Consider the following 21,241-nt stretch of genomic DNA (forward strand, 5'->3'; position numbering starts at 1 on the left):
TAATGGTCCTGTAGTTCAACGGATAGAATAGAGGTTTCCTAAACCTTAGATTTGGGTTCGATTCCCAACGGGACTACTTTCACAGTCTAACCTTATAAAAGGCTTAGGCTGTTTTTGTTTCCCGAGCTTGCTAAGCCTTTTGTTTAGTCCCTTATTGAAGCCAAAAACTTTCTTATAGGCGAGGAAAAATTGTCTTATAAGAGAATTAAAATTGTCCTATAAGAGAATTTTTCCTGTCATAGGAGAAAGTTTTGCGACAGTGCGGAGAAAGTTTTCAGACTTTATTAGATGCTATTTTTGCTCATTAAACGAATCAGTAGATGCCTGCATTTTAAGTATACCGGAATGGTATGGAATTTATATTTCATAAAGAGAAACAGGATACAAAAAGTGAAGCAAATCAGACGGACAAGATGGCTCGTCTTCGATTTGCCTCACTTCGTATCAAGACATTAACTGCAACGTCAATGTCATTTTATCAATTGTGGATTTTTGCCGTTCGGTTGTTGACCTTTACAATGAAAACGCCCTTCGAAAGATGATTGAAGACATTGATTTAATTCTGTACTTATTTCAATATAAGGCGCTAATTTACTGTCGACAAGTCCTCTTTACTACACCAAACTGCAAGGAATAATTAAAGGATATGTTGGATCTAATACGGTTTAGCGATATATTCCCTATGAGTTCAAGCGAGAACTCTAAGGACTATTACTTCGCATAAACTATATCGAATGTATTCAATTTGGTTTTATGAACACTATTTAAGAGGTAAGAGAAAGGTATAGAAAAGCTATCCCGACAACAAAGTTTTTCTGAGAAGCGCGTGCGGGAAATCGGCCTTTTTTGGCTAATTTTGTACCCGATTATCTCCAAATATTTTAGCTACAACTATGACTTTTAGTATCATAAAGCGAGACGGAACAATAGAGAACTATAAAGCATCGAAGATTGGCGACGCTGTGAGTGCTGCCTTTGCAAGCATTGGCGAGGTTTGCCCTGCGGAAGCCCTCGAAACACTCATCGCTGCCATCGAAAAAGAGTTGGAAGGCATTGCTGAAAACAGATCGGTACGCGTAGAACAAATACAAGATAACGTTGAAATAGAATTGATGCGCGCGGGCTTCTATCGCCAGGCACGCCGCTTTATTCTCTATCGCGAAGAACGCGCTAAAGATCGCGCTTATATCAACGAAATAGAGCAAACTGTAGGACTCGAAGGTATGCATCGTCTCTTGAAAGACGTGCAGCGCGACTACCCGCATTTGTGCAAATCTTTCGGCAAATTAGTCAGCAAATATCACGCTTTCCATAAGCCGTCTATGACGGCCGAGGAGGGACTGCACGCGCTCACAAGGGCCGCCGTAGAATGCATTACGGCTGAAGAACCCGATTGGGAGTTTGTAGCCGGCCGCTTGTATAGTTTCCAAAACGACTTGAACATCCGCCGCAAGATGGAAGGGCTGCAACTCCAATCGCTCTACGACAAACTTTCGTATCTCACGACGGAGGGTTATTACGGCGCGTATATTCTTGAAAGTTATACGAAGGCGGAAATTGACTTAGCTGAGACTTTCTTGCAACCCGAACGCGACCGACTGCTGACGTATAGCGGCTTGGACCTGCTCTTGCGCCGCTATACGGTACGCAACTTTGTGCACGAGCAGCTGGAGACGCCACAAGAAATGTATCTCGGCATTGCGCTGCATTTGGCGATGCGCGAAACGCAAAACCGTATGGACCACGTGCGCGCTTTTTATGATATGCTGAGCAAGCAGCAGGTGTCGATGGCGACGCCTACTTTGGCCAATGCCCGCAAGCCTCATCATCAGATGTCCAGTTGCTTCATCGACACGGTCGACGATTCGCTCGAAGGCATCTATCGGAGCATTGCCAACTTTGCCAACGTCTCCAAGTTTGGCGGCGGTATGGGCTTGTATTTTGGTAAAGTGCGCGCCAACGGTAGCGACATTCGCGGCTATAAGGGCGCGGCCGGCGGCGTCATCAGATGGATTAAGCTGGCCAACGATACGGCTGTCGCGGTAGATCAACTGGGTGTGCGCTCAGGCGCCGTCGCATGTTATTTAGATGTGTGGCACAAAGACATTCTCGACTTCTTGCAGTTGCGCACGAACAATGGCGACGACCGTATGAAAGCACACGACGTCTTCCCCGCCGTTTGCTATCCCGACCTCTTTTGGAAAAAAGTGCGCGAAGGCTTGGATCAGTCGTGGTATCTGATGTGTCCGCACGAAATTCAGACCATCAAGGGTTATGCCTTAGAGGATAGCTACGGCGACGAATGGGAGCAGCGCTACAACGATTGCGTCAACGACGCGCGCATTACAAAAACGGAAGTATTGCTCAAAGATCTCATCCGCTTGATCCTCAAATCGGCCATCGAGACGGGTACGCCTTTTGCCTTCTTCCGCGACCACGTCAACCGTATGAATCCCAATAAGCACAAAGGCATTATCTACTCTTCCAACCTCTGTGTAGAAATTGCACAGAATATGTCTCCGATTCAATCTGTTCAAATCGAAACGATGAAAACGCCTGAAGGCGACGACATCATCGTAGAAAAGACAAAGGCCGGCGACTTCGTTGTGTGCAATTTGGCTTCGCTCGTTGTGAGCAAGATCAATTTTGATGACGAAGCAGAAGTAAAGCGCGTCGTTTATGCCGCCGTGCGCGCCTTGGATAATGTAATTGACCTCAACTATTATCCGCTTGAATATGCTCGCGTGACCAATCGCCGCTATCGTCCGATAGGCTTAGGCATTATGGGCTACCATCATTATCTGGCGCAGCAAGGAATAGTATGGGAGAGCGAGGCGCACCTCGAAGCAGCCGACAAGTTGATGGAGAAGATCAACTACTATGCGATCCGTGCCAGTATGGAATTAGCCAAAGAAAAAGGGCACTACGAATATTTTGAAGGCTCCGACTGGCAGACGGGCGATTATTTCAGCCGCCGCCAATACGAAAGTGCCGATTGGCAAGCCTTAGCCGCCGACGTAGCACAAGCCGGCGTGCGCAATGGTTATTTGTTGGCCATCGCACCGACAAGTTCCACGTCAATCATCGCCGGCACTACGGCCGGAACAGACCCCGTGATGAATCGCTACTTCCTCGAAGAGAAGAAGGGCGCAACGATTGCCCGCGTCGCGCCTTCATTGTCCGACAAAACGTGGTGGCTTTACAAGAGTGCCCATACGATTGACCAAACTTGGAGCATCCGCGCCGCCGGTGTGCGCCAACGCCACGTAGACCAAGCTCAGTCTGTGAATCTCTACATCACCAACGACTTCACCTTGCGCCAAGTGCTGAACCTCTACATCAAAGCCTGGGAGTGCGGGATGAAGACAATATATTATGTACGTTCGAAATCACTCGAAATAACGGAATGCGAATCCTGCGCCTCCTAATCGCAGAGCAGGCGTCGACAAAATAAGCAACATCTATGTCTACAAACGAATTCGTAACACGCAAGCCGCTCTTCAACGAGCACGGCGATACGGAGACCGCGAAAAAGCGGATGATCAACGGCAATACGACCAACCTCAACGACTTCAATAATATGAAGTACAAATGGGTTTCCGATTGGTACCGCCAAGCGATGAACAACTTTTGGATTCCTGAAGAGATCAACTTAGGGCAGGATTTGAAAGACTACAGCAAACTCTTGCCGGCAGAGCGCACGGCTTACGATAAGATTTTGTCCTTTCTCATCTTCCTCGACAGTATTCAGACGGCCAACTTGCCCAACGTTAGCGAGTACATCACGGCGAGTGAAGTCAATCTCTGCTTGAATATACAGACCTTCCAAGAGGCCGTCCATTCGCAGAGCTATAGTTATATGCTCGACACCATTTGTTCGCCCGAAGAGCGCGACGCCATTCTCTTTCAATGGAAGAACGACCCCATCCTCCTGAATCGCAATAAATTCATTGGCGACCTTTACAATGCGTTTATGAACGACCGCTCGACCTTCCAGTTTATGAAAGTGCTCGTGGCCAACTATATTCTCGAAGGCATCTACTTCTATTCGGGCTTTATGTTCTTCTACAATCTCGGCCGCAACGGGAAGATGCCCGGCTCGGCTCAAGAAATTCGCTACATCAATCGCGACGAGAACACGCACCTCTGGCTCTTCCGCAGCATCTTGCTCGAACTGAAAAAAGAAGCGCCCGAAATGTTCACGCCCGATAAGGTCGACGTATACCGCCAAATGATTGCGCAGGGCGTAGAAGAAGAAATAAAATGGGGCGAATACGTTTTGGGCGACAAGATCGAAGGCTTAACCTCCGAAATGATTCGCGATTATATCAAATACTTGGGCAATTTGCGAACCACCTCACTCGGTTTCGATCCGCTTTATGACGGTTACGACAAAGAGCCACCCTCCATGTCTTGGGTTTCGCAATATTCTAACGCCAATATGATCAAGACCGACTTCTTTGAGGCGCGCTCTACGGCCTATGCGAAGTCAAGTGCTTTAATCGACGACCTATAAAGACTTCTTTTCGGCGCTGCCGGTGGCTGCAAGGCTGCGACAGCGCCTTTATATATACCGATTCTCGCCGCCTTCCTCCTATTTTTAGTATTCCATTGCTATGCACAAACTGACCGTAGAAGAAATGAATCGCCTCGACGTCGCAGCTTTCAAGGAAGCCCCCAAACTTCCGCTCGTCGTCGTCTTGGATAATGTGCGCAGCCTGCACAATGTCGGCTCAGTCTTTCGCACCGCCGATGCCTTTCGCCTTTCCGGCGTCTGCCTATGTGGCATCACGGGGCGCCCTCCGATGGTAGAAATCCACAAAACGGCGCTCGGCGCGGAAGATAGCGTTGATTGGGAATACTTTGAAGACCCCTTGGCGGCCGTCGAAGCCTTGCGCCGCCGCGGCTACCTCATCTTTGCCGTCGAGCAAGTCGCAGGCAGTCGGCCGCTCCATCAGCTTCGCCTCTCGCCCGATCAGAAATACGCCCTCGTCCTCGGCAATGAAGTCAAGGGCGTGACGCAATCCGTCGTCGATGCCTCAGATGCTGCCGTCGAAATCCCACAATACGGAACAAAACATTCCCTCAACGTCTCCGTCAGTGCCGGCATCGTACTTTGGGAGTTTGCGAAACAGTTAGGTTTCAGCTATGAATAACGACAAGCCCCGCCTGCTTATTTTCCACCCCGCCCTTGCGCCCTATCGCTTGGACTTCTTCAATGCGCTGGCCGACCGCTTTACCTGCCACGTCGTCTTGTTGCAACGCGAGAATCCCGCCCTGTTCATAAAGCAGGACCAACTCCTTGCCGAAGCGCGCTTTACCTACGCCTACCTCGATCGCCATTTCACCTTGGCCGGCCGCGATATCAACCTCGGCTACACAAGTGCCATTCGCCACTTCCGCCCTGACATCGTCTTGTGTTCGGAGTTCAACCTCTCCGTCCTCTCTGCCGCCCTCTATCGTTGGCGCCATCCGCACCGCTTCCGACTCTTCACCATGTGCGACGATAGTATCGCGATGGCCGAACGTTGTTTAGGCGGCCGCCGTCGACGCCGCGCCGCCCTCATCCGTTGTTTAGACGGCATTGTCAACATCAGCGAAGAGACGGCCGCATGGTTCCTTCGCCATACCCCCGCCCGCCGCACCTTTAGTTTCCCGATTATTCGCGCCGAGCAGCGTTTTGTCTGCCATCGGCCCACCGCCGCCCGCTACGTTTCGACCCACCATTTAGCGGGTATGAAAGTAGGCCTTTTTGTCGGCCGTTTTGTCGACGTCAAGAACCTCCCCGCCCTCCTCGAAGCCTTTCGCCGCGTTTGCGAGCGCAATGCAGCGGCCGCCAACTATCGCTTAGTGCTCGTCGGGAGCGGCGAGCAAGCGAGCCGCTTGCAAGCTCAAGCCGCCGCAGCCGGATTAGCCGACCGCGTGATCTTCCCCGGCGCTTTTACGGGCCAGGATTTATGGGCTTGGTATGCTACAGCCGACTTCTTAGTGCTGTGTAGCAGCAGCGAAGCCTTTGGTGCCGTCGTCAATGAAGCCCTGCTGGGCGGTTGCCGCGCGATGGTCAGCACCTACGCCGGTGCGCGCGAACTCATCGGGCGTGATAACGGAAAAGTCTTCGACGCACTCAACGCCGAAGACTTCTATACAACCTTACAACAAGCTTATGCTTCAGCCGCACCCACGCCGGCCGAAGCCTTTGAGCGGCCTTCCCGCATGCCCATCTCTTTCACGGAGCGCATCGAAGCCCTCAGTCGTTTCCTTTTGTCCGATTAAAGTTTTTCCAGATAAAAGACAGCGTGCCCACGGCGTTGATCCTCGGGCGGCAGTTGGCGCCAATTGCCAAATATCTCCCGCAGGTACGTATCCCCATCGCGCGGCCCGCTGAACAGCTCGCCTTCAAATTCCACTTGTTGCAGCGGAAAAATCGCTTCGTCCAAGTGGTGCACGCCATAACCATTATTATTGAGATAATTACCCCGATATTTTCCTTTCTTGGTAAACCATCCGCCTACGCGCCACGCCAAACCGCAGAGTGCACGCATTGTGCCGAAATACACAAATTCGGCCGCCGAGCGCCAACTATAATAATGCTGCGAATGGAGTATGGCGTTGGCCTTACAATAGCGCTTGGCCAGACGCTTCACCGTAGCCGCCGAAAAATCAGGATAAGGAATCAGCGGGAAAATATCGACATACAAACCCTTGGCATAGTCGCGCTTAAAATCATCGCCATATTCTACGATAAACGAATGCTTATCGCGCACCTTATAGATCGGCGTCCCGCCGTCGGGCTTCAAACCCGGCCCTTGCAGCACCAAGTTGTCCGGCAATTCCGCTTGCGCTATTTTGATAAAGCGCGCCACGTCCTCTCCACACATCGCGATGTCGATGTCGTCGTCCCAAGGAATGAAGCCCCCGTGGCGCAATGCGCCGAGCAGCGTTCCCCCATCGAGCCAATAAGGTATATCGTGGGCGTCGCATAAATCGCGCACCTGCTTCAAAATGTCCAACTGTTTGAGCTGAACGGGCCGCAAATGCTTCGCTTGATAAGCCGCCAAGTCCGCGCCATCGCAATCGGCGCCGCGCGGCATCAGCGCCTCCAGCGTGGGGAGGTCTTCCCGATACGTCAGTTTGCGGTTGCGCTCATCGCCGGCCACTTGCGCGATGTCCACCTCCGGACAATACGTGCTCACCACGCCGCAATCGTCCGTCGCGGCAAAGTCGGGATCGGCCAAAGCCTTTTCGTAAGCCCGCTCGAGCAGTTCGCAGCGAAAGCCCTGCGGCGTTTGCACGCGGCGCAGACTATTTCGCGGCAGCGTATGCGTCGTTTGGCCCTCCACGCGTACAATTGTATCCGTCACGGGTTGCAATACGTTGACCGCCTCAGCCGTTTCCAAGGCGCGGCATACGGAAGTAATGATCGTTTCTGTCACCAATGGGCGCGCAGCGTCGTGCAATAAAAGGTTGACCTCGCGCCCTTCACAAGCCTTGAGCGCCGCCAGCGTGGAGTCGTAGCGTTCTGCACCGCCGGAGATCACGTTTTTCACTTTCTCCCACCCATTTTCCGTCACCATGCGGCGCACTTCCTCGACGTAATCGGGGTGAACGACGATGATGACTTCTGCAATCAGCGGGTGCAGGGCAAAGGCTTCGACGGCATACGCCAAAACGGTGCGCCCCCGAAGCTTCAAAAATTGCTTTGGCTGACTTTCTCCGAAGCGCTTCCCACTGCCACCGGCCAAGATGGCGGCTATATTTTTTCGCATAATCTTAGATTTTACAAACGACAAGCAAGTGCGCATCGGGCGCAGTCGGCACGGCGCGCGCAAGTGTTCGTTTCGTGGGCAAATTTAATGGTTTTCTACGCGTTTTCGCCCTTTTCTTCGTTTTTCTCCTCGCAGATGCCGCCGCGAAGCAGCGCCGCGCGCCGCCGCAGCCTTGGATATTTTGTTTCCGTGACTGATAACGGGGCGCACGAAAACGCAGCACGGGAGCTTTTCATCGTGAGCGCAAACCTTTTTTATCACGAGCGCAAACGTTTTTTATCGTGAGCGCAAAGGTTTACGCTCGTGATGAAAAAGGTGGGCGACCGAATATGGATGCACAAAAAAATAACATAAAGAATTAGAAAACAAATAATTGAACGACAAAAAGAGCGCCCTCCGCTTACGCTCGAGCGAGGGCCGAAAGCGTGGGAACTATAAAGCGGACGGCAAGGCCTAAGCTACTGAAGCGTACGCGCGGCGGGAGCATTGCTATTTGCAGCGGAAGAATCGGATAGTTTACCCGACTTTTTTACGTATCTTTGCCCACTGAAAGTTTACATAACACTTCATTTCTCTGTATGCAAACACGTCAGACGTATATCAACTTTTTCCGCCCGCTGATCCGCGTGGTCGGACTCACGGTCTTGGCCGGATTCATCCTCCGCTTGGTTTTGATCTTCAATCCGCAAACGATTGGCAGTTTGCCGTTTGGCGCCCTCGTTTTGGCCTTTGTGCGCGGCGCTCTGACTGACGCCTGCGTGGGCTTGTTGGGGGGATTCGGTATTTTCCTCAACTACCTCTTTATCTCCGAAAGCAAACATCGCCGGCCGCTCAATTACGTCTTGGGCGGACTGCTCTTGGTCATCCTCCTCTATTTGTCGTTCTTCGATAAAAGTTTGACGGAATTTAATAAGGGTTTGACGCGCGTTCTGACTTACCTGGCCCTCTATAAGGCTGTGAGTTTCGGCCTTCGTTGGGCCTTTCCCCGCATTCGGCCGGTGTATAGTAAGGTGGTCTTTTTCTTGACCGTGTTCGTCTTTGTCACGGCCTTGCTCGTCGATACCGTTTCGGCTTATTTCTTTTGGGGAGAATTTGGGGTACGCTATAATTTTATAGCTGTCGACTACTTGGTTTACACGAATGAGGTCATCGGAAACATCTTTGAATCTTACCCGATGGTGCCGCTGCTGATCGGTTTGGGCATTGCATCGCTGCTGATTACGTCTTTCGTGGTCCTGCAAAAGCGGAAAATCGTTGTTCCGCAGGCTTCGCTCGGCGTAAAACTGCGGGCGGCGGGCCTTTATCTGACGGCCTGCATCGTAGCCTTGCTCGGGGCGGTAGGACTCACGTCGTTGCGGCCGAGTAGTAACCAGTATGTCAACGAATTGGGCGACAACGGACTCTGCAAATTTGTGGAAGCGTTTCGCTCCAGCCAACTCAATTACGACCAATTCTACTTGACCATGTCGCCGCAGAAGGCGAAGGATATGATGCAGCGCTTGTATCCGGCTAAAGTCGAAGATCCGCTGCCTGAAACGCGCAAGAATATCGTGCTGATAATGGTGGAGAGCTTGAGCGCCGACTATATGGCGGCATTTGGCAATCAAGATCATCTGACGCCTTGCTTGGATAGTTTGGCGCAACATAGTTTGTTCTTCGAAAGCCTCTACGCCTGCGGCAACCGTACGGTGCGCGGATTGGAGGCCGTCACCTTGTGTCAGCCGCCTTGTCCCGGCGAAAGCAAGATCAAACAGCCCAACAACACGGGCTTGTACACCGTGGCCACAATCTTACGCCAAAAGGGCTACCGCACGCAATTCCTCTACGGTGGCGACAGCTATTTCGACAATATGCGGGCCTTCTTCGGCGGCAACGGCTACGAGATCATTGATAAGACGACGATGCGGCCGGAAGAGATAACGTGCAGCACCGTCTGGGGCGCTTGTGATGAGGATTTGTTCAACCACGCGCTGCGCGTATTCGATCAGAATGCGGCACAAGGCAAACCTTTTTACGCGCATCTGATGACGACGAGCAACCATCGCCCATACATTTATCCGGAAGGTAAGATCGACATTCCGCCCACTGCGCGCTCGCGGAGCGGCGGCGTGAAGTACACGGATTATGCCATAGGCCGCTTCTTGAAAGATGCGGAAAAGCACGCGTGGTTTAAGCAGACGGTCTTCGTCATCATAGCCGACCACTGCGCTTCGAGCGCCGGCAGCACGGAAGTACCGCTCGAACGCTACCACATTCCGGCTATGATCTACGCGCCGGGCTTCGTGAAGCCGGGCAAGGTGGGCCATCTGGTGAGTCAGGTGGATATGATGCCAACCGTATTCGGACTTTTACACTTCAGTTATCAAGCGCCGTTCTGCGGACGTAATGCCTTGCATCCCAATTATGTGCCGCGCGCCTTCGCCGCCACGTATCAGGATATGGGTTATCTGCGCGAGAATATCTTTACTTTGCTCTCACCGACGCGACGCGTAATGCAGCAGATCGCTACGCCGACACCTCAGCATACTTACACGCAGCGCCCGATGCCGCAACGCAACCAAAAAATGGTGGAAGAAGCCGTGGCGCATTATCAGACGGGCGGTAGACAATAAATAATGCGTCACTCTACGTCGCGAACAAAATAGGAACGACAGCCGGACGAATGGAAATGGTGAAAACTACGCTATTCCTCGCCTCTTTTCCCAAAAAGGGAGGTATTTTAACAAGTCTGCCGGAGAAAAAGCAGGAAATGGGACTGACAGCCTCAAACTTTTTATAAATTTGCGGTTTACTATGCTGCTCTACTTTAGAGGGTAGAGACGGGATGCATAACTTTTTAACCTAAATAGAGAACGAAATGAAACCTGCTCAGGGTAAACTTGGCGTGCTGTGCGTCGGAATGGGGGCTGTGACCACTACTTTTATCGCCGGAACGCTGATGTATCGGAAAGGACTCGGACTACCGGGCGGCGCCGTCACACAAATGGCAAAAATTCGCGTAGGTCGAGGCGAAAAAAAACAGTACAAGAAGATCGGAGATATTGTTCCGCTGGTTAGTATGGACGATATGGTCTTCGGCGGATGGGATATTTTTACGGACAATGCTTACGAAAGTGCCCTGAATGCCGGCGTTTTGTTGGCAAAAGATGTAGATCCGGTGCGCGACGAATTGAAGGCTATCCGCCCGATGGCGGCTGCCTTTGACCCGAAATTCGTCTCACGCTTGCACGGGGAACACATTAAGCAAGGTACGCGCCTCGAACTGGTGGAGCAACTGCGTGAGGATATTCGCCGCTTCAAAGCGGAGAACAACTGTGAGCGCGTTGTGGTGCTGTGGGCGGCTTCTACGGAAATTTATGTGCCTTACTTTGAACCGGTACACGGCACGTTGGCCGCGCTCGAAGCGGCTATGGCAGCCGACGATCAGGAACACGTGGCGCCTTCTATGTGCTACGCTTATGCGGCTATGGCGGAGGATGCGCCTTTCGTGATGGGTGCGCCGAATACGTGCATCGATATTCCGGCAATGTGGGAAATGGCTGAGGCTAAACAGTTACCCATCGCCGGAAAAGACTTCAAAACGGGACAAACGCTGATGAAAACGGTGCTGGCTCCGATGCTGCGCACGCGTTGCTTGGGCTTGGCGGGCTGGTTCTCAACGAACATTCTCGGCAATCGCGACGGCGAAGTATTGGATGCGCCTGAAAACTTCCACACGAAGGAGGTGAGCAAGCTCGGCGTGATAGATACGATCTTGAAAGCTGATGAGCAACCGGAACTTTATGGAGATATTTACCACAAGGTGCGCATCAATTATTACCCACCACGCGGCGATGCGAAAGAAGGTTGGGACAACTTGGACATTTACGGTTGGATGGGAAAGGATTATGGAATGCAGATCAAGGTAGACTTCCTCTGCCGCGACTCAATCCTTGCTGCGCCGATTGTCTTGGACCTCGTCGTGTGTGCAGACTTGGCGCATCGCGCCGGCTTAAAAGGCATTCAGCGCTGGATGAGTTTCTTCCTGAAGAGCCCAATGCACGATTTTACGCAGGGAGAAGAACCTATCCACGACCTTTTCCAACAGTATATTCTCTTTAAGAACCAAATCCGATTGCTGGGCGGCTACGAAGCCGATGAGGAATTGGATTAAACTGAATGAAAGCCGGACTATCCGGCACAAGATTTTATAGTAATAAGCATTATCAGGCTTCACGTCGCGTTAATCTTTGACGCCCCGTGAAGCCTGATTGACCAAAAAGAAAGGCGCTTTGACCCGCTTCGCTCTTACTGCAATTTACGCGAACAAAAGCAAACTGAACAGCAGGACGGACGCCAATTATAGAACAACTGACTAGGCTTAAATGAACAGGCTTTTATTCTCACTTCTCTTCTCTTTGATGGCACTCACCGCCTTTTCGCAACGCATCGAAGGCACGATTACCGATGCGCGAACGGGAGAACGATTGGCTTTCGCCAATGTGTATTATGAGCGGGGCGCAACTACGCAATCGAATATCAATGGTGACTACTTCATAGAGTTTAAACAACGCAAACTAACCGTTTCGTTGGTCGGCTATAAGACGCAAACTTTCCGGCTAACGGCTGCGCGGCGCTTAGACATTCGCTTGGAGCCATCAAGCGAAAACGAATTGGGAGAGGCGGTAGTCAAAGGGCGAAAAGATAAGTATTCGCGCAAGAATAACCCGGCCGTAGACTTGATGCGCAAGGTCATTGCGGCGAAGAAGGAAAGCGATCTTCGGCAGCACGACTATTATAGTTATGATAAGTATTCCAAGCTTACGTTCGCGCTCAACAATGTTAGCGATAAGATGTTCACAGAAGGGATACTCAAACGCTTTTCCGTATTGCAAGACAACGTAGAAACCTGCAACGAAACGGGTAAGCGCATTCTTCCCGTGTCAATCGACGAGACGGTCTCTCAGGAAATCTACCGCCGCCAGCCCCGCTCGGAGAAAAGCATCGTGCAAGGCAAGCAAACGACGGGTTTTAATACGCTCTTCAATACGGGAGATTTGCTCACCGAGGTCTTAAATGATTGCTTCGCGGACGTAAATATATATGAGGACAACATACGCCTGCTCAAGTTGCAATTTATCAGCCCGCTCGGCGGCAATACGGCGATCAACTTCTACCGATATTTCATCGTCGACACACTGGATATGAACGGCGAAAAGACCATCGAACTCAACTTTACGCCCAACAATCCGCAAGACGTCGGCTTTAGCGGAGCTTTGTATATCGCCGCCGATTCTACCTATCGCGTAGTAAAGGCCGACTTAACCCTGCCCAAGAAGTCGGACGTCAATTATGTCGACAACATGCGCATTATTCAAGACTTCAAACGCTTGGAGAGTGGCGAGCAGTTTCTTATTCGCGACGATATGATCGTCGAAATGCAAGTCGTTAGTTTCGTACAAGCCCTGATGGTGCGGAGGATTACGGAGAACAGCAATTTATCTTTCACAGCCTTGCCCGACAAAACGTTTAAGTTCAGAGGCGATAAGATGACCGCAGCTAACGCTACGATTCGACCGGCAGAGTTTTGGCGGCAATATCGCGCCAACGATCCGATGAGCGAGTCGGAAGAACGCATGCAGGAAATAATGGGGCAGGTTGGCCAAGTCAAAGGTTTCCGCGGTATTCTTTGGGTAGCGAAAGCCTTTATCGAAAACTTCGTCGAGACCACCACCGATCCGAAAAAGGGCAGCAAGTTCGACGTCGGCCCTGTCAATACTACCTTTTCCTACAATTTTGTCGACGGTTTTCGCCTGCGAGCCGGCGGCCAGACTACGGCGAATCTGAATCCGCACCTCTTCTTCCGCGGTTACGTGGCCTATGGTTTCAAAGACCGCCGTGTGAAAGGATTGGGCGAAGTCACCTATTCACTTCTGCCCAAGGCTTATTTGCCGCGCGAGTTCCCGGTTAACAATCTGACGTTCACATATAATCATGACGTGATGGCGCCTTCCGACCGCTTTCTGCCGACGGATAAGGACAACGTCTTTACCTCATTAAAGTGGACCAAGGTTAATCATATGCTCTACTACACCTATTTCCGCCTACTTTGGGATAGGGAGTGGGAAAACAACTTGCGCCTCAACGTCCGCCTCAACCACGAGAAAGATGAGCCCACGGCCGCCCTCTTTTATCAACCGCTCGACGGACGCGGGGCACCGAGCAACGACCCAAGTCGCTGGCTGCACCATCTAACGACGACCGACCTCACGCTTTCACTCACCTTCCAGCCCGGCGCCACGTGGATGAACACGAAGCAGCGGCGCTATACGATCAACAAAGACGTGCCGGTCTTCTCCTTGTCGCACACCATCGGTCTGCGCGGCGTATTGGGGAGCGACTACACCTACAATTTCACAGAAGCAAGTATCTACAAGCGCTTCTGGTTAGGCTCGTGGGGAAAAATAGAGACGCGTTTGGCGGGCGGCGTGCAGTGGAATAAAGTGCCTTATCCGCTTTTGATTATGCCGCGGGCCAATTTGAGCTACATCTTGCAGACGAATATGTTCAATTTGATCAACAATATGGAATTTCTCAACGACCGCTACGCTTCCCTGATGCTCTCGTGGGATTTCAATGGTAAGATATTCAATCGCATACCGCTCTTGAAGCACCTGAAATGGCGCGAATACATCGGCTGTAATATGCTTTGGGGCACATTAACTGATAAAAACAACCCCACACTGGCGCGCCACGCGTCGGATAACAAGCTGTTCTACTTCCCCGGCGAGTTCCAGCCCGATGGCAGCTTCCGTTATCTCTCCTCCGTGATGGACAAACGCACGCCCTATATCGAAGTATTTGCCGGCGTTCACAACATTTTCAAGATCCTTCACATCGAATACGTGCGCCGTCTGACGTATCTCAACATCCCGAAGCGCCACCAATGGGGCATCAGGGCTATGTTGCGCGTCACCTTCTAAGACATTTTGCGCCGTCCGCACACATTATATATATAGGCACCGCCCGCTACGCTTTCTCATCTGCGTAGCGGGCGGTGTAAGTTTTGGCGGATAAGCGCCGGCGGGGCCTCTTGCTATGCGGCCTTCTGCCTTGCGGCGCAAAGGGCTTCAGCACCTTACCCCCAAAGCCCATAAGCGGGCGGCGAGGGGCGGATTTAGTCGACGACTTCTCCCAAAAGCGTGGCCGACGAACTGCCTGTCACGCGAACACGTATGAATTCGCCGGGATGATGATTGCCGCGGTCGAAGATCACTACCTTGTTCTGCTCCGTGCGTCCGAAGAGTTGATCCCGACTGCGCTTACTCGTGCCTTCAATCAAGACTTCGTAGACCTTACCCTCGCAGCGGCGGTTGGCTTCCGCACTCTTGCGGTTTTGCAGAGCTATGAGCTCTTCCAAACGCTCTACCTTTACGGCCTCCGAAATGTCGTCTGGCAGATGCTTGCTCGCGTAGGTGCCCGGGCGCTCACTATATTTGAACATAAAAGCACTGTCGTAGCCCACTTCTTCCATCAAGCTCAAACTCTCTTGATGGTCTTCCGGCGTCTCCGAGCAGTAGCCCACGAAGATGTCAGTCGACAAGCCGCATTCGGGCACTATCCTACGAATGGCGGCCACGCGATCCAGATACCACTCGCGTGTATATTTGCGGTTCATTAACTTCAAAATGCGATTACTACCGCTCTGTACGGGCAGGTGAATGTGGCGACACACGTTAGGTTCTTCCGCTATGACGTGGAGCGTCTCGTCGCTCATATCCTTCGGGTGGGGCGTCACGAAGCGAATGCGCATATCCGGAAAGGCGCGCGCCACGCGGCGGAGCAAGCCGGGAAAGTTTACGGCTTCCGACTGCTCATCTGCTTGCCAACAATAGCTGTTGACGTTTTGCCCAAGCAGGGTTACTTCCTTAAAATGTTTGTCGTGCAGGTCGGCCACTTCGCGCAAAATGCTCTCCACGTCTCGACTGCGTTCTCGGCCGCGCGTATACGGCACGATGCAATAGTGGCAGAAATTGTTGCAACCGCGCATGATGCTCACAAAGCCCGAGAGCTTGCTGCCGCAGACCCGTTCGGGCACTACGTCGCGATAAGTTTCGCTCGTCGAAAGCTCAATATTCATCGCCTTATGTCCCGCTTCCGCTTGCGCGATCAAGTCCGGCAAACTCAGATAAGCGTCGGGACCGGCCACGAGGTCGGCGTGGTGATCGTGGAGGAGGCCTTCTTTTACGCGTTCGGCCATACAGCCCAAGACGCCGATAATCAGTCGGCGCCCGTGCTTGCGCAGCGCGTGGAGCGCGTCCAAGCGGTGAATGATGCGCTGCTCTGCATTGTCGCGCACACTGCAAGTATTGAGAAATACGGCGTCAGCTTCGTCGAGGTTCTCCGTAGGCTCGTAGCCCGCCATTTTCATGACGCTCGCCACGACCTCGCTATCGGCCACGTTCATCTGGCAACCATATGTTTCTATCAGAAGATGCTTCATTGTCTTTTTATTTGGGGCTGCAAAGTTAATGAAAACGACTGACTTAGCCACCTCCTTTGCGTCCCTTTCGCCGCGCCGGCTACCGACGAGCTACTTCTGCTCGGGCTTCCCGTAGGCCTGCGGGGTGTTTCCTCTCAGGCGGCGAGCGGCGGCAGCGCAGCCTTTTTTCGTTTGCCGGCAGCAAACCATCGTTTGGTGGCAGCAAACTATCGTTTGGTGGTAGCATACCATCGTTTGGCGGCAGCAAACGATGGGCCGATGGGTTCGCCGCCTGCGTTGGCCCATCGTAGCACAACTCTTATACTACGGTCTTCGCATCGGAGTCGGACGCCGGCAGCCACTCCCGCATCGGCCGCGTTCGCGGGCTTGCACTTCGGCGGCGGAAGGGGACGCAAAGGGCCGTAAAGGCTTGACCGGCAAGCGCAATACGGCCGCAGCAGCCTTTTTATCTCCGCTTTTACCGCCGCAAACGTCCGAAGCGTACGACTAAAAAGTGGAAGCGACGAAGAAATATTTAACACATATTGGCTAACGAAGAAAGACAGTGTCAAATAATGTCGCGTTTTATGTCGTCCTTTGCACTGTCAAAAGGAAATCAGAATCGATCTAACGAAGGCCCGGCCGGCAATTCCTGCGACGCAATCAATGAGTTACTAACCTCTAATCAATTTCATTAAAACTATGCTGAAGTATAAATTAGTGAGCCGCGCGAACCCGCGCAAACGAAATGAAAAACAATTTTACGCCCAACTGACCGGCGTGCAAACCATCAAGCGTTGCGACTTCCTGAGTCTGCTCGAAAAGCGCTCGTCGATGTCCTCGGCCGACGTAAAAAGCTTCCTCGATGCCCTCGAGTTTGAACTGATGCACCGCTTGGCCAACGGCATAAGCATTCGCTTGGGCGACCTCGGCTCTTTTCGCGCCACGATCCGAAGCGTCGGCGCAGTGAACAAAAAGGATTACGACCAACGAAAGTACATCAAAGGCGTCAACGTGCGCTTCCGCCCATCGGCTAAATGGATGCGCGAGAAGAGCAAGACCGGAGAACTCATCAGTTTTGAAACGGTGGGCAAGGCTTAACGCTAACCAACTTTCGCGGCGTGCTGAAGAGTGGGCGCCGCTCATAAACAACTTAAATCTGTAAAATAACATTGAAGATTATGCTTTATTATTTAGTATCACGTAGAAATCCGCTGAAGCGGGAAGAAATAAAATGGTATGCACAGCCCGTGCGTGTAAGACCGATCGAACTGCAAACTTTGGCTACGGACATCGAAAGCCGAACGACGCTGAGCCGCGCCGACGTAAAGGGGCTGCTCGATGCGGTGGAGCACGAACTCATCGCGCAACTGGCGGCCGGAAACCGCGTGGCGCTGGGCGATTTGGGCTCTTTCAAACTCAAAATCCGCAGCAGAGGCGAAAAGGAAAAAAAGAAATTCACACCGAAAAACATCCTCGGCACGCGCGTACTCTTTCGTTGCAGCACGAAGTTGCGCCACTACTTTTCGCTGCAAGGCGGCAGTGTGCGCCTGATGCAGGTAAAGAGCGAAAAGGACCAGACGCCCGCACCGAAAAGCGGACAATAATCACCCCTAACGCTATGCTCGCCCTCCGGAATCGCAGCCGGAGGGCGGGTAAACTAACCGAAATCGTTTTTATCTAAACCTTACAACAATGAAACATCAACCTTCTACAAACGCTAACCGAAAATCGCGCTCGCGCGGTGAGACGATCTCGGCCTTCGTCTTGATTTCGGCCGGCATCTTGCTGGCTGTGGCGGGCTTCATCACGCCGCCGCTGGGCGAAATCTCCGACTCGGTCTTGTGGTTTTTCGCGCAGTGTCTGCTCTATGCGGGCAGCGTGTTTGGCTTGCGGGCCTACGTCGACCGGAAGTTGGCCGACGTGCTGAAAGATTAAGCCGCAAGCGGCAAGTTTTCTTTATCTAACCTTAAAATGAAACAACAATTATGGCAGAATTTGCACTTTTTGCGCCCCGACTCCTGAAGTGGGAGCGGGGCTTTTCCTTCGACGCAGCCGATAGCGGAGGCGCTACGAAAGATGGCGTGACGCTGCGCACTTTTGCGGCTTATTGCCGAAAAAAACATTGGCCCGAACCGGGCATCGATCAGCTCTTGGCGCTCACGGCGCTGCAATGGACGGAGATCATGCGCGACTATTGGGATCGCTGCCGGGCCGACAACTGGCGGGATCAGCGCTTGGCCGACTTTGTGGTCGATTGGTATATCAATGCGGGGCGACCGGCGATTCTTTCTCTGCAATGGGCGGCGCACGTTCAGGCGGACGGCATCGTGGGGAGCAAGACGCTGCGCGCAGTGAATAAGGCGCCAAGCGTCAAACTCCTGCAAACGTTGCTCGTAGCGCGAAAGGCGTTTTACATCAACTTGGTGCGCCGACGGCCGGACCAGCGCCGCTTCTTGCGCGGCTGGCTTAACCGAACGGAAGATATGGCAAGAGGAGTGAGAAAGGAGGAGGCATGAAGGGATATATAGCTTTTGTATCGAAGATTATCGGACTTTTGCAGCGCTTGATTGGGCGGCGCCGACGGCCGTTGCGCTTGGGGCATTCGCGCTTGGGAGCAAAATGGGCCATCGGCTTGTTGCTCTGCTTGCTGTGCGGGGCTTGCTCGACGCATCGGCGAACTACGGAGGTGCAAATCAAACGTGAGGAGACGAAGGCGGCGCACGAGCGCTTGGTTTTCGATTCGATACGCGTCAGAGATACGCTCTTGGTGCGCACGGAGCGAGATACGGTGCGCGTGGAGCGACACGTACATTATGAACATGCCGTCAGGCAAAGGCTGAGAGATACACTGGTGGTGATGCGTACGGATACGGTGCGCCTGCAAACGGTCAGCGCACCGCCAAAATCGCCGGGTCGGCGCTTATTTTCAAGGTGGCTGCGCACGATATGGGGCACGGTCATCGCGCTTTTGGCCCTCGGCATTCTGTGGTCTACCTTGCGCCGCGCCGTGAGGCGTCCGATCTAAGCTAAACCGAAAGGCTGCGACGAAAAATGCGCCTCGTCTGCTTGCTTTTTCATACGATAAATCCCCGACTTGCAGGTCGGGGATTTGTCGTATAATATTACTGCTCCACCAAATAAGTGGGCGGAGTGGGGAAGTAAACTGCAAGGCGCTCCGAGGGCGTCTACCAGTTTTTATATGGGTTGCGGCGCAATTGGGAATTGTAGTAACGGGCTTCACCCGTCACTTCTTGACCCAAGAAATCAGGCTTGAGATAAGGCTCATCGGGCGAATGTAGCTCGATTTCTGCAACAACGAGGCCTTCATTTTCGCCCAAAAACTCGTCAACTTCGATGGTGTGCTTTCCGTTTGGGATGAGCCAGCGTACTTTCTCAACCAAGCCGGGTTCGCAAAGAAACAAGAGCGCTAAGGCTTCGTTCTCGGTAATTTCCTTCTCAAACTCGAAGCGCGAAAGTCCGCCGTCGAGCGATGGGCCTTTGATCGTCAGAAAGCCTTTCTCACCGCAGAGCCGCACGCGTACCGTCCGGTCGCCACCGCTGCAAATGTAGCCTTGACGAATCGTGTAGTGGGACGTGGCAAAGTCCTTGTAAGGCCCCACCACAAGAAACTTCCGCTCTATCTCCTGCGCCATCGTTTAACTGAAAAGCCAGTAATAGAGGATCAAAATCAGAACGACCAAGGAGATAAGTCCGAAGAAAATCCCGTTGATCACGCGCCGGGCTTGGTGAGCGGCCTTGCGGTCGCGCTCAATCTTTCTCATTTTACTCTTTTCGCTCATAATTCGTAATGTTTTTCAAAGTGTTGGTAATGAATTTTATGCTTCGCCGCCCCCATTTTCCATGAGGTAGGCCTTAATAAAGCCATCAAGTTTGCCATCCATCACGCCGTTGACGTCGCTTGTCTGAAAGTTAGTGCGGTGATCTTTCACGCGGCGGTCGTCAAAGACGTAGCTGCGGATCTGACTACCCCATTCGATCTTCTTCTTTCCCGCCTCGATCTTGGCTTGGGCAGCCCTGCGCTTCTGCAAAGCGCGGTCGTATAGTTGGGAACGCAGCAAGCGCATCGCATTTTCGCGATTTTCCAATTGCTTTCTGCTCTCCGTGTTTTCGATAAGAATCTCTTCCGTCTCTCCGGTATCGGGATCGGTGTATTGATATCGGAGGCGCACGCCAGTTTCTACCTTGTTCACGTTCTGGCCGCCGGCGCCGCCGGAGCGGAATAAATCCCAACTGATCTTAGATGGGTCAACGTAAACTTCAATATTGTCATCGACGAGCGGCGTCACAAAGACGCTGGCAAAAGACGTCATACGTTTGCCTTGCGCATTGTAGGGCGAGACGCGCACCAAGCGATGCACGCCGTTTTCGCTCTTTAGATAACCGTAAGCATAGTCGCCCTCGATTTCGATTGTCACGGTCTTAATGCCAGCTTCGTCGCCGTCCTGCAAGTTAGAAATGCGCGTCTTATAGCCTTGCGCCTCAGCATAGCGCAAATACATACGCATCAGCATCGAAGCCCAATCCTGACTTTCCGTTCCGCCGGCGCCGGAGTTGATTTTCAAGACCGCATCCATCGAATCTTCTTCGCCGCGGAGCATATTTCTGAGTTCGAGTGCTTCGATGGCATCAATCGCTTTTTGGTAATCGGCATCTACTTCCTCTTCCGTGACCAACTCATCCTTATAGAACTCAAAGGCCGTCTCGAGTTCGCCGACCAAAAGGCAAACATCGTTGTAGTCAATCACCCATTTTTCAATTCCTTTCACCTTTTTCATCTGCTCTTCAGCGCGCTTCGGGTCATCCCAGAAGTCCGGCGCTTGCGTGCGGAGTTGTTCTTCTTCAAGCTCAACCCGTTTAGCGTCGATGTCCAAGTATTTATGTAATGCTTCAGCGCGCGTCTGCACGTCTTTCAATTGATCAGCTGTTATCATTGTCTGTAGTTCTCGCTCGGCAGTCAGTCTATAAAGTCAGCCCGACTCGCCGGCGTTTT

At 52.4% G+C, this 21,241-nt stretch carries 18 protein-coding genes and 1 tRNA gene; 14 read left to right on the forward strand and 5 right to left on the reverse strand.

The annotated features are described in order from the left end of the window. The first annotated feature begins 4 nt into the window (after positions 1-4). The 5 genes from GCWU000325_RS08420 to GCWU000325_RS08440 all read left to right on the forward strand — a co-directional run bounded on the left by GCWU000325_RS08420 (position 5) and on the right by GCWU000325_RS08440 (position 6,273). Positions 5-76: transfer RNA gene (locus GCWU000325_RS08420), tRNA-Arg, on the forward strand. A gap of 817 nt (positions 77-893) precedes the next feature. Continuing rightward, positions 894-3,428, forward strand: coding sequence for a ribonucleoside-diphosphate reductase subunit alpha (locus GCWU000325_RS08425; protein WP_006255993.1), 2,535 nt, complete (start codon positions 894-896; stop codon positions 3,426-3,428). Between the two features lie 35 nt (positions 3,429-3,463). Then, positions 3,464-4,516 carry a ribonucleotide-diphosphate reductase subunit beta gene (locus GCWU000325_RS08430; protein WP_006255995.1) on the forward strand — a complete coding sequence of 351 codons (1,053 nt, stop codon included), beginning with the start codon at positions 3,464-3,466 and terminating at the stop codon, positions 4,514-4,516. Between the two features lie 100 nt (positions 4,517-4,616). After that, a complete protein-coding gene (locus GCWU000325_RS08435; RefSeq protein WP_006255996.1) occupies positions 4,617-5,156 on the forward strand; it encodes an RNA methyltransferase in 540 nt (179 codons plus the stop codon). After that, a complete protein-coding gene (locus GCWU000325_RS08440; protein ID WP_040599557.1) occupies positions 5,149-6,273 on the forward strand; it encodes a glycosyltransferase in 1,125 nt (374 codons plus the stop codon). The genes GCWU000325_RS08435 and GCWU000325_RS08440 overlap by 8 nt, the downstream gene beginning before the upstream one ends. Here GCWU000325_RS08440 and ispD read toward each other — a convergent pair. Further along, a complete protein-coding gene (ispD, locus tag GCWU000325_RS11035; protein WP_006256000.1) occupies positions 6,270-7,766 on the reverse strand; it encodes a 2-C-methyl-D-erythritol 4-phosphate cytidylyltransferase in 1,497 nt (498 codons plus the stop codon). The genes GCWU000325_RS08440 and ispD overlap by 4 nt on opposite strands. A gap of 578 nt (positions 7,767-8,344) precedes the next feature. Between ispD and GCWU000325_RS08455 the strand changes: the two genes are divergently transcribed. From GCWU000325_RS08455 to GCWU000325_RS08465, 3 genes are all read left to right on the forward strand, one after another. After that, on the forward strand, positions 8,345-10,378 hold the full coding sequence (locus GCWU000325_RS08455) for an LTA synthase family protein (protein ID WP_040599561.1): 2,034 nt from the start codon (positions 8,345-8,347) through the stop codon (positions 10,376-10,378). Between the two features lie 245 nt (positions 10,379-10,623). Further along, a complete protein-coding gene (locus GCWU000325_RS08460; RefSeq protein ID WP_006256004.1) occupies positions 10,624-11,919 on the forward strand; it encodes an inositol-3-phosphate synthase in 1,296 nt (431 codons plus the stop codon). Between the two features lie 211 nt (positions 11,920-12,130). Further along, entirely contained in the window at positions 12,131-14,728 is a 2,598-nt protein-coding gene (locus tag GCWU000325_RS08465; RefSeq protein WP_006256005.1) for a DUF5686 and carboxypeptidase-like regulatory domain-containing protein, read from the forward strand. Between the two features lie 194 nt (positions 14,729-14,922). Here the strand turns inward: GCWU000325_RS08465 and miaB are convergent, their stop codons facing one another. Continuing rightward, on the reverse strand, positions 14,923-16,248 hold the full coding sequence (gene miaB, locus GCWU000325_RS08470) for a tRNA (N6-isopentenyl adenosine(37)-C2)-methylthiotransferase MiaB (protein ID WP_040599565.1): 1,326 nt from the start codon (positions 16,246-16,248) through the stop codon (positions 14,923-14,925). A 250-nt stretch (positions 16,249-16,498) separates the two neighbouring features. Between miaB and GCWU000325_RS08475 the strand changes: the two genes are divergently transcribed. From GCWU000325_RS08475 to GCWU000325_RS08500, 6 genes are all read left to right on the forward strand, one after another. Further along, positions 16,499-16,738 (forward strand): hypothetical protein, encoded by a 240-nt coding sequence (locus GCWU000325_RS08475; RefSeq protein ID WP_006256011.1) that lies wholly within the window; start codon positions 16,499-16,501, stop codon positions 16,736-16,738. A gap of 191 nt (positions 16,739-16,929) precedes the next feature. After that, entirely contained in the window at positions 16,930-17,328 is a 399-nt protein-coding gene (locus GCWU000325_RS08480) for an HU family DNA-binding protein (protein ID WP_040599567.1), read from the forward strand. Positions 17,329-17,408: 80 nt separating this feature from the next. Further along, the gene (locus tag GCWU000325_RS11040; RefSeq protein WP_050756634.1) at positions 17,409-17,834 is read left to right on the forward strand and encodes an HU family DNA-binding protein; all 426 of its coding nucleotides are present in this window, start codon (positions 17,409-17,411) and stop codon (positions 17,832-17,834) included. 88 nt (positions 17,835-17,922) lie between these two features. Further along, positions 17,923-18,165: a hypothetical protein gene (locus GCWU000325_RS08490; protein WP_006256015.1), complete on the forward strand. Its 243-nt coding sequence runs from the start codon at positions 17,923-17,925 to the stop codon at positions 18,163-18,165. Between the two features lie 50 nt (positions 18,166-18,215). Further along, the gene (locus GCWU000325_RS08495; protein WP_006256016.1) at positions 18,216-18,746 is read left to right on the forward strand and encodes a glycoside hydrolase family 108 protein; all 531 of its coding nucleotides are present in this window, start codon (positions 18,216-18,218) and stop codon (positions 18,744-18,746) included. Next, complete coding sequence (locus GCWU000325_RS08500) at positions 18,743-19,255, forward strand: hypothetical protein (RefSeq protein ID WP_006256017.1); 513 nt, start codon at positions 18,743-18,745, stop codon at positions 19,253-19,255. The genes GCWU000325_RS08495 and GCWU000325_RS08500 overlap by 4 nt, the downstream gene beginning before the upstream one ends. Positions 19,256-19,415: 160 nt before the next feature. Here GCWU000325_RS08500 and GCWU000325_RS08505 read toward each other — a convergent pair whose 3' ends face one another. The 3 genes from GCWU000325_RS08505 to prfB are packed head-to-tail and all read right to left on the reverse strand — an operon-like array spanning position 19,416 to position 21,182. Next, positions 19,416-19,883, reverse strand: coding sequence for a CYTH domain-containing protein (locus tag GCWU000325_RS08505; protein ID WP_006256018.1), 468 nt, complete (start codon positions 19,881-19,883; stop codon positions 19,416-19,418). A 3-nt stretch (positions 19,884-19,886) separates the two neighbouring features. Then, positions 19,887-20,030: a hypothetical protein gene (locus tag GCWU000325_RS12040; RefSeq protein WP_006256019.1), complete on the reverse strand. Its 144-nt coding sequence runs from the start codon at positions 20,028-20,030 to the stop codon at positions 19,887-19,889. Positions 20,031-20,066: 36 nt separating this feature from the next. Continuing rightward, complete coding sequence (gene prfB, locus GCWU000325_RS08510) at positions 20,067-21,182, reverse strand: peptide chain release factor 2 (protein ID WP_006256020.1); 1,116 nt, start codon at positions 21,180-21,182, stop codon at positions 20,067-20,069. Between the last annotated feature and the right edge of the window lie 59 nt (positions 21,183-21,241).

This window comes from Alloprevotella tannerae ATCC 51259, assembly GCF_000159995.1.
Taxonomy (GTDB): Bacteria; Bacteroidota; Bacteroidia; order Bacteroidales; family Bacteroidaceae; genus Alloprevotella; species Alloprevotella tannerae.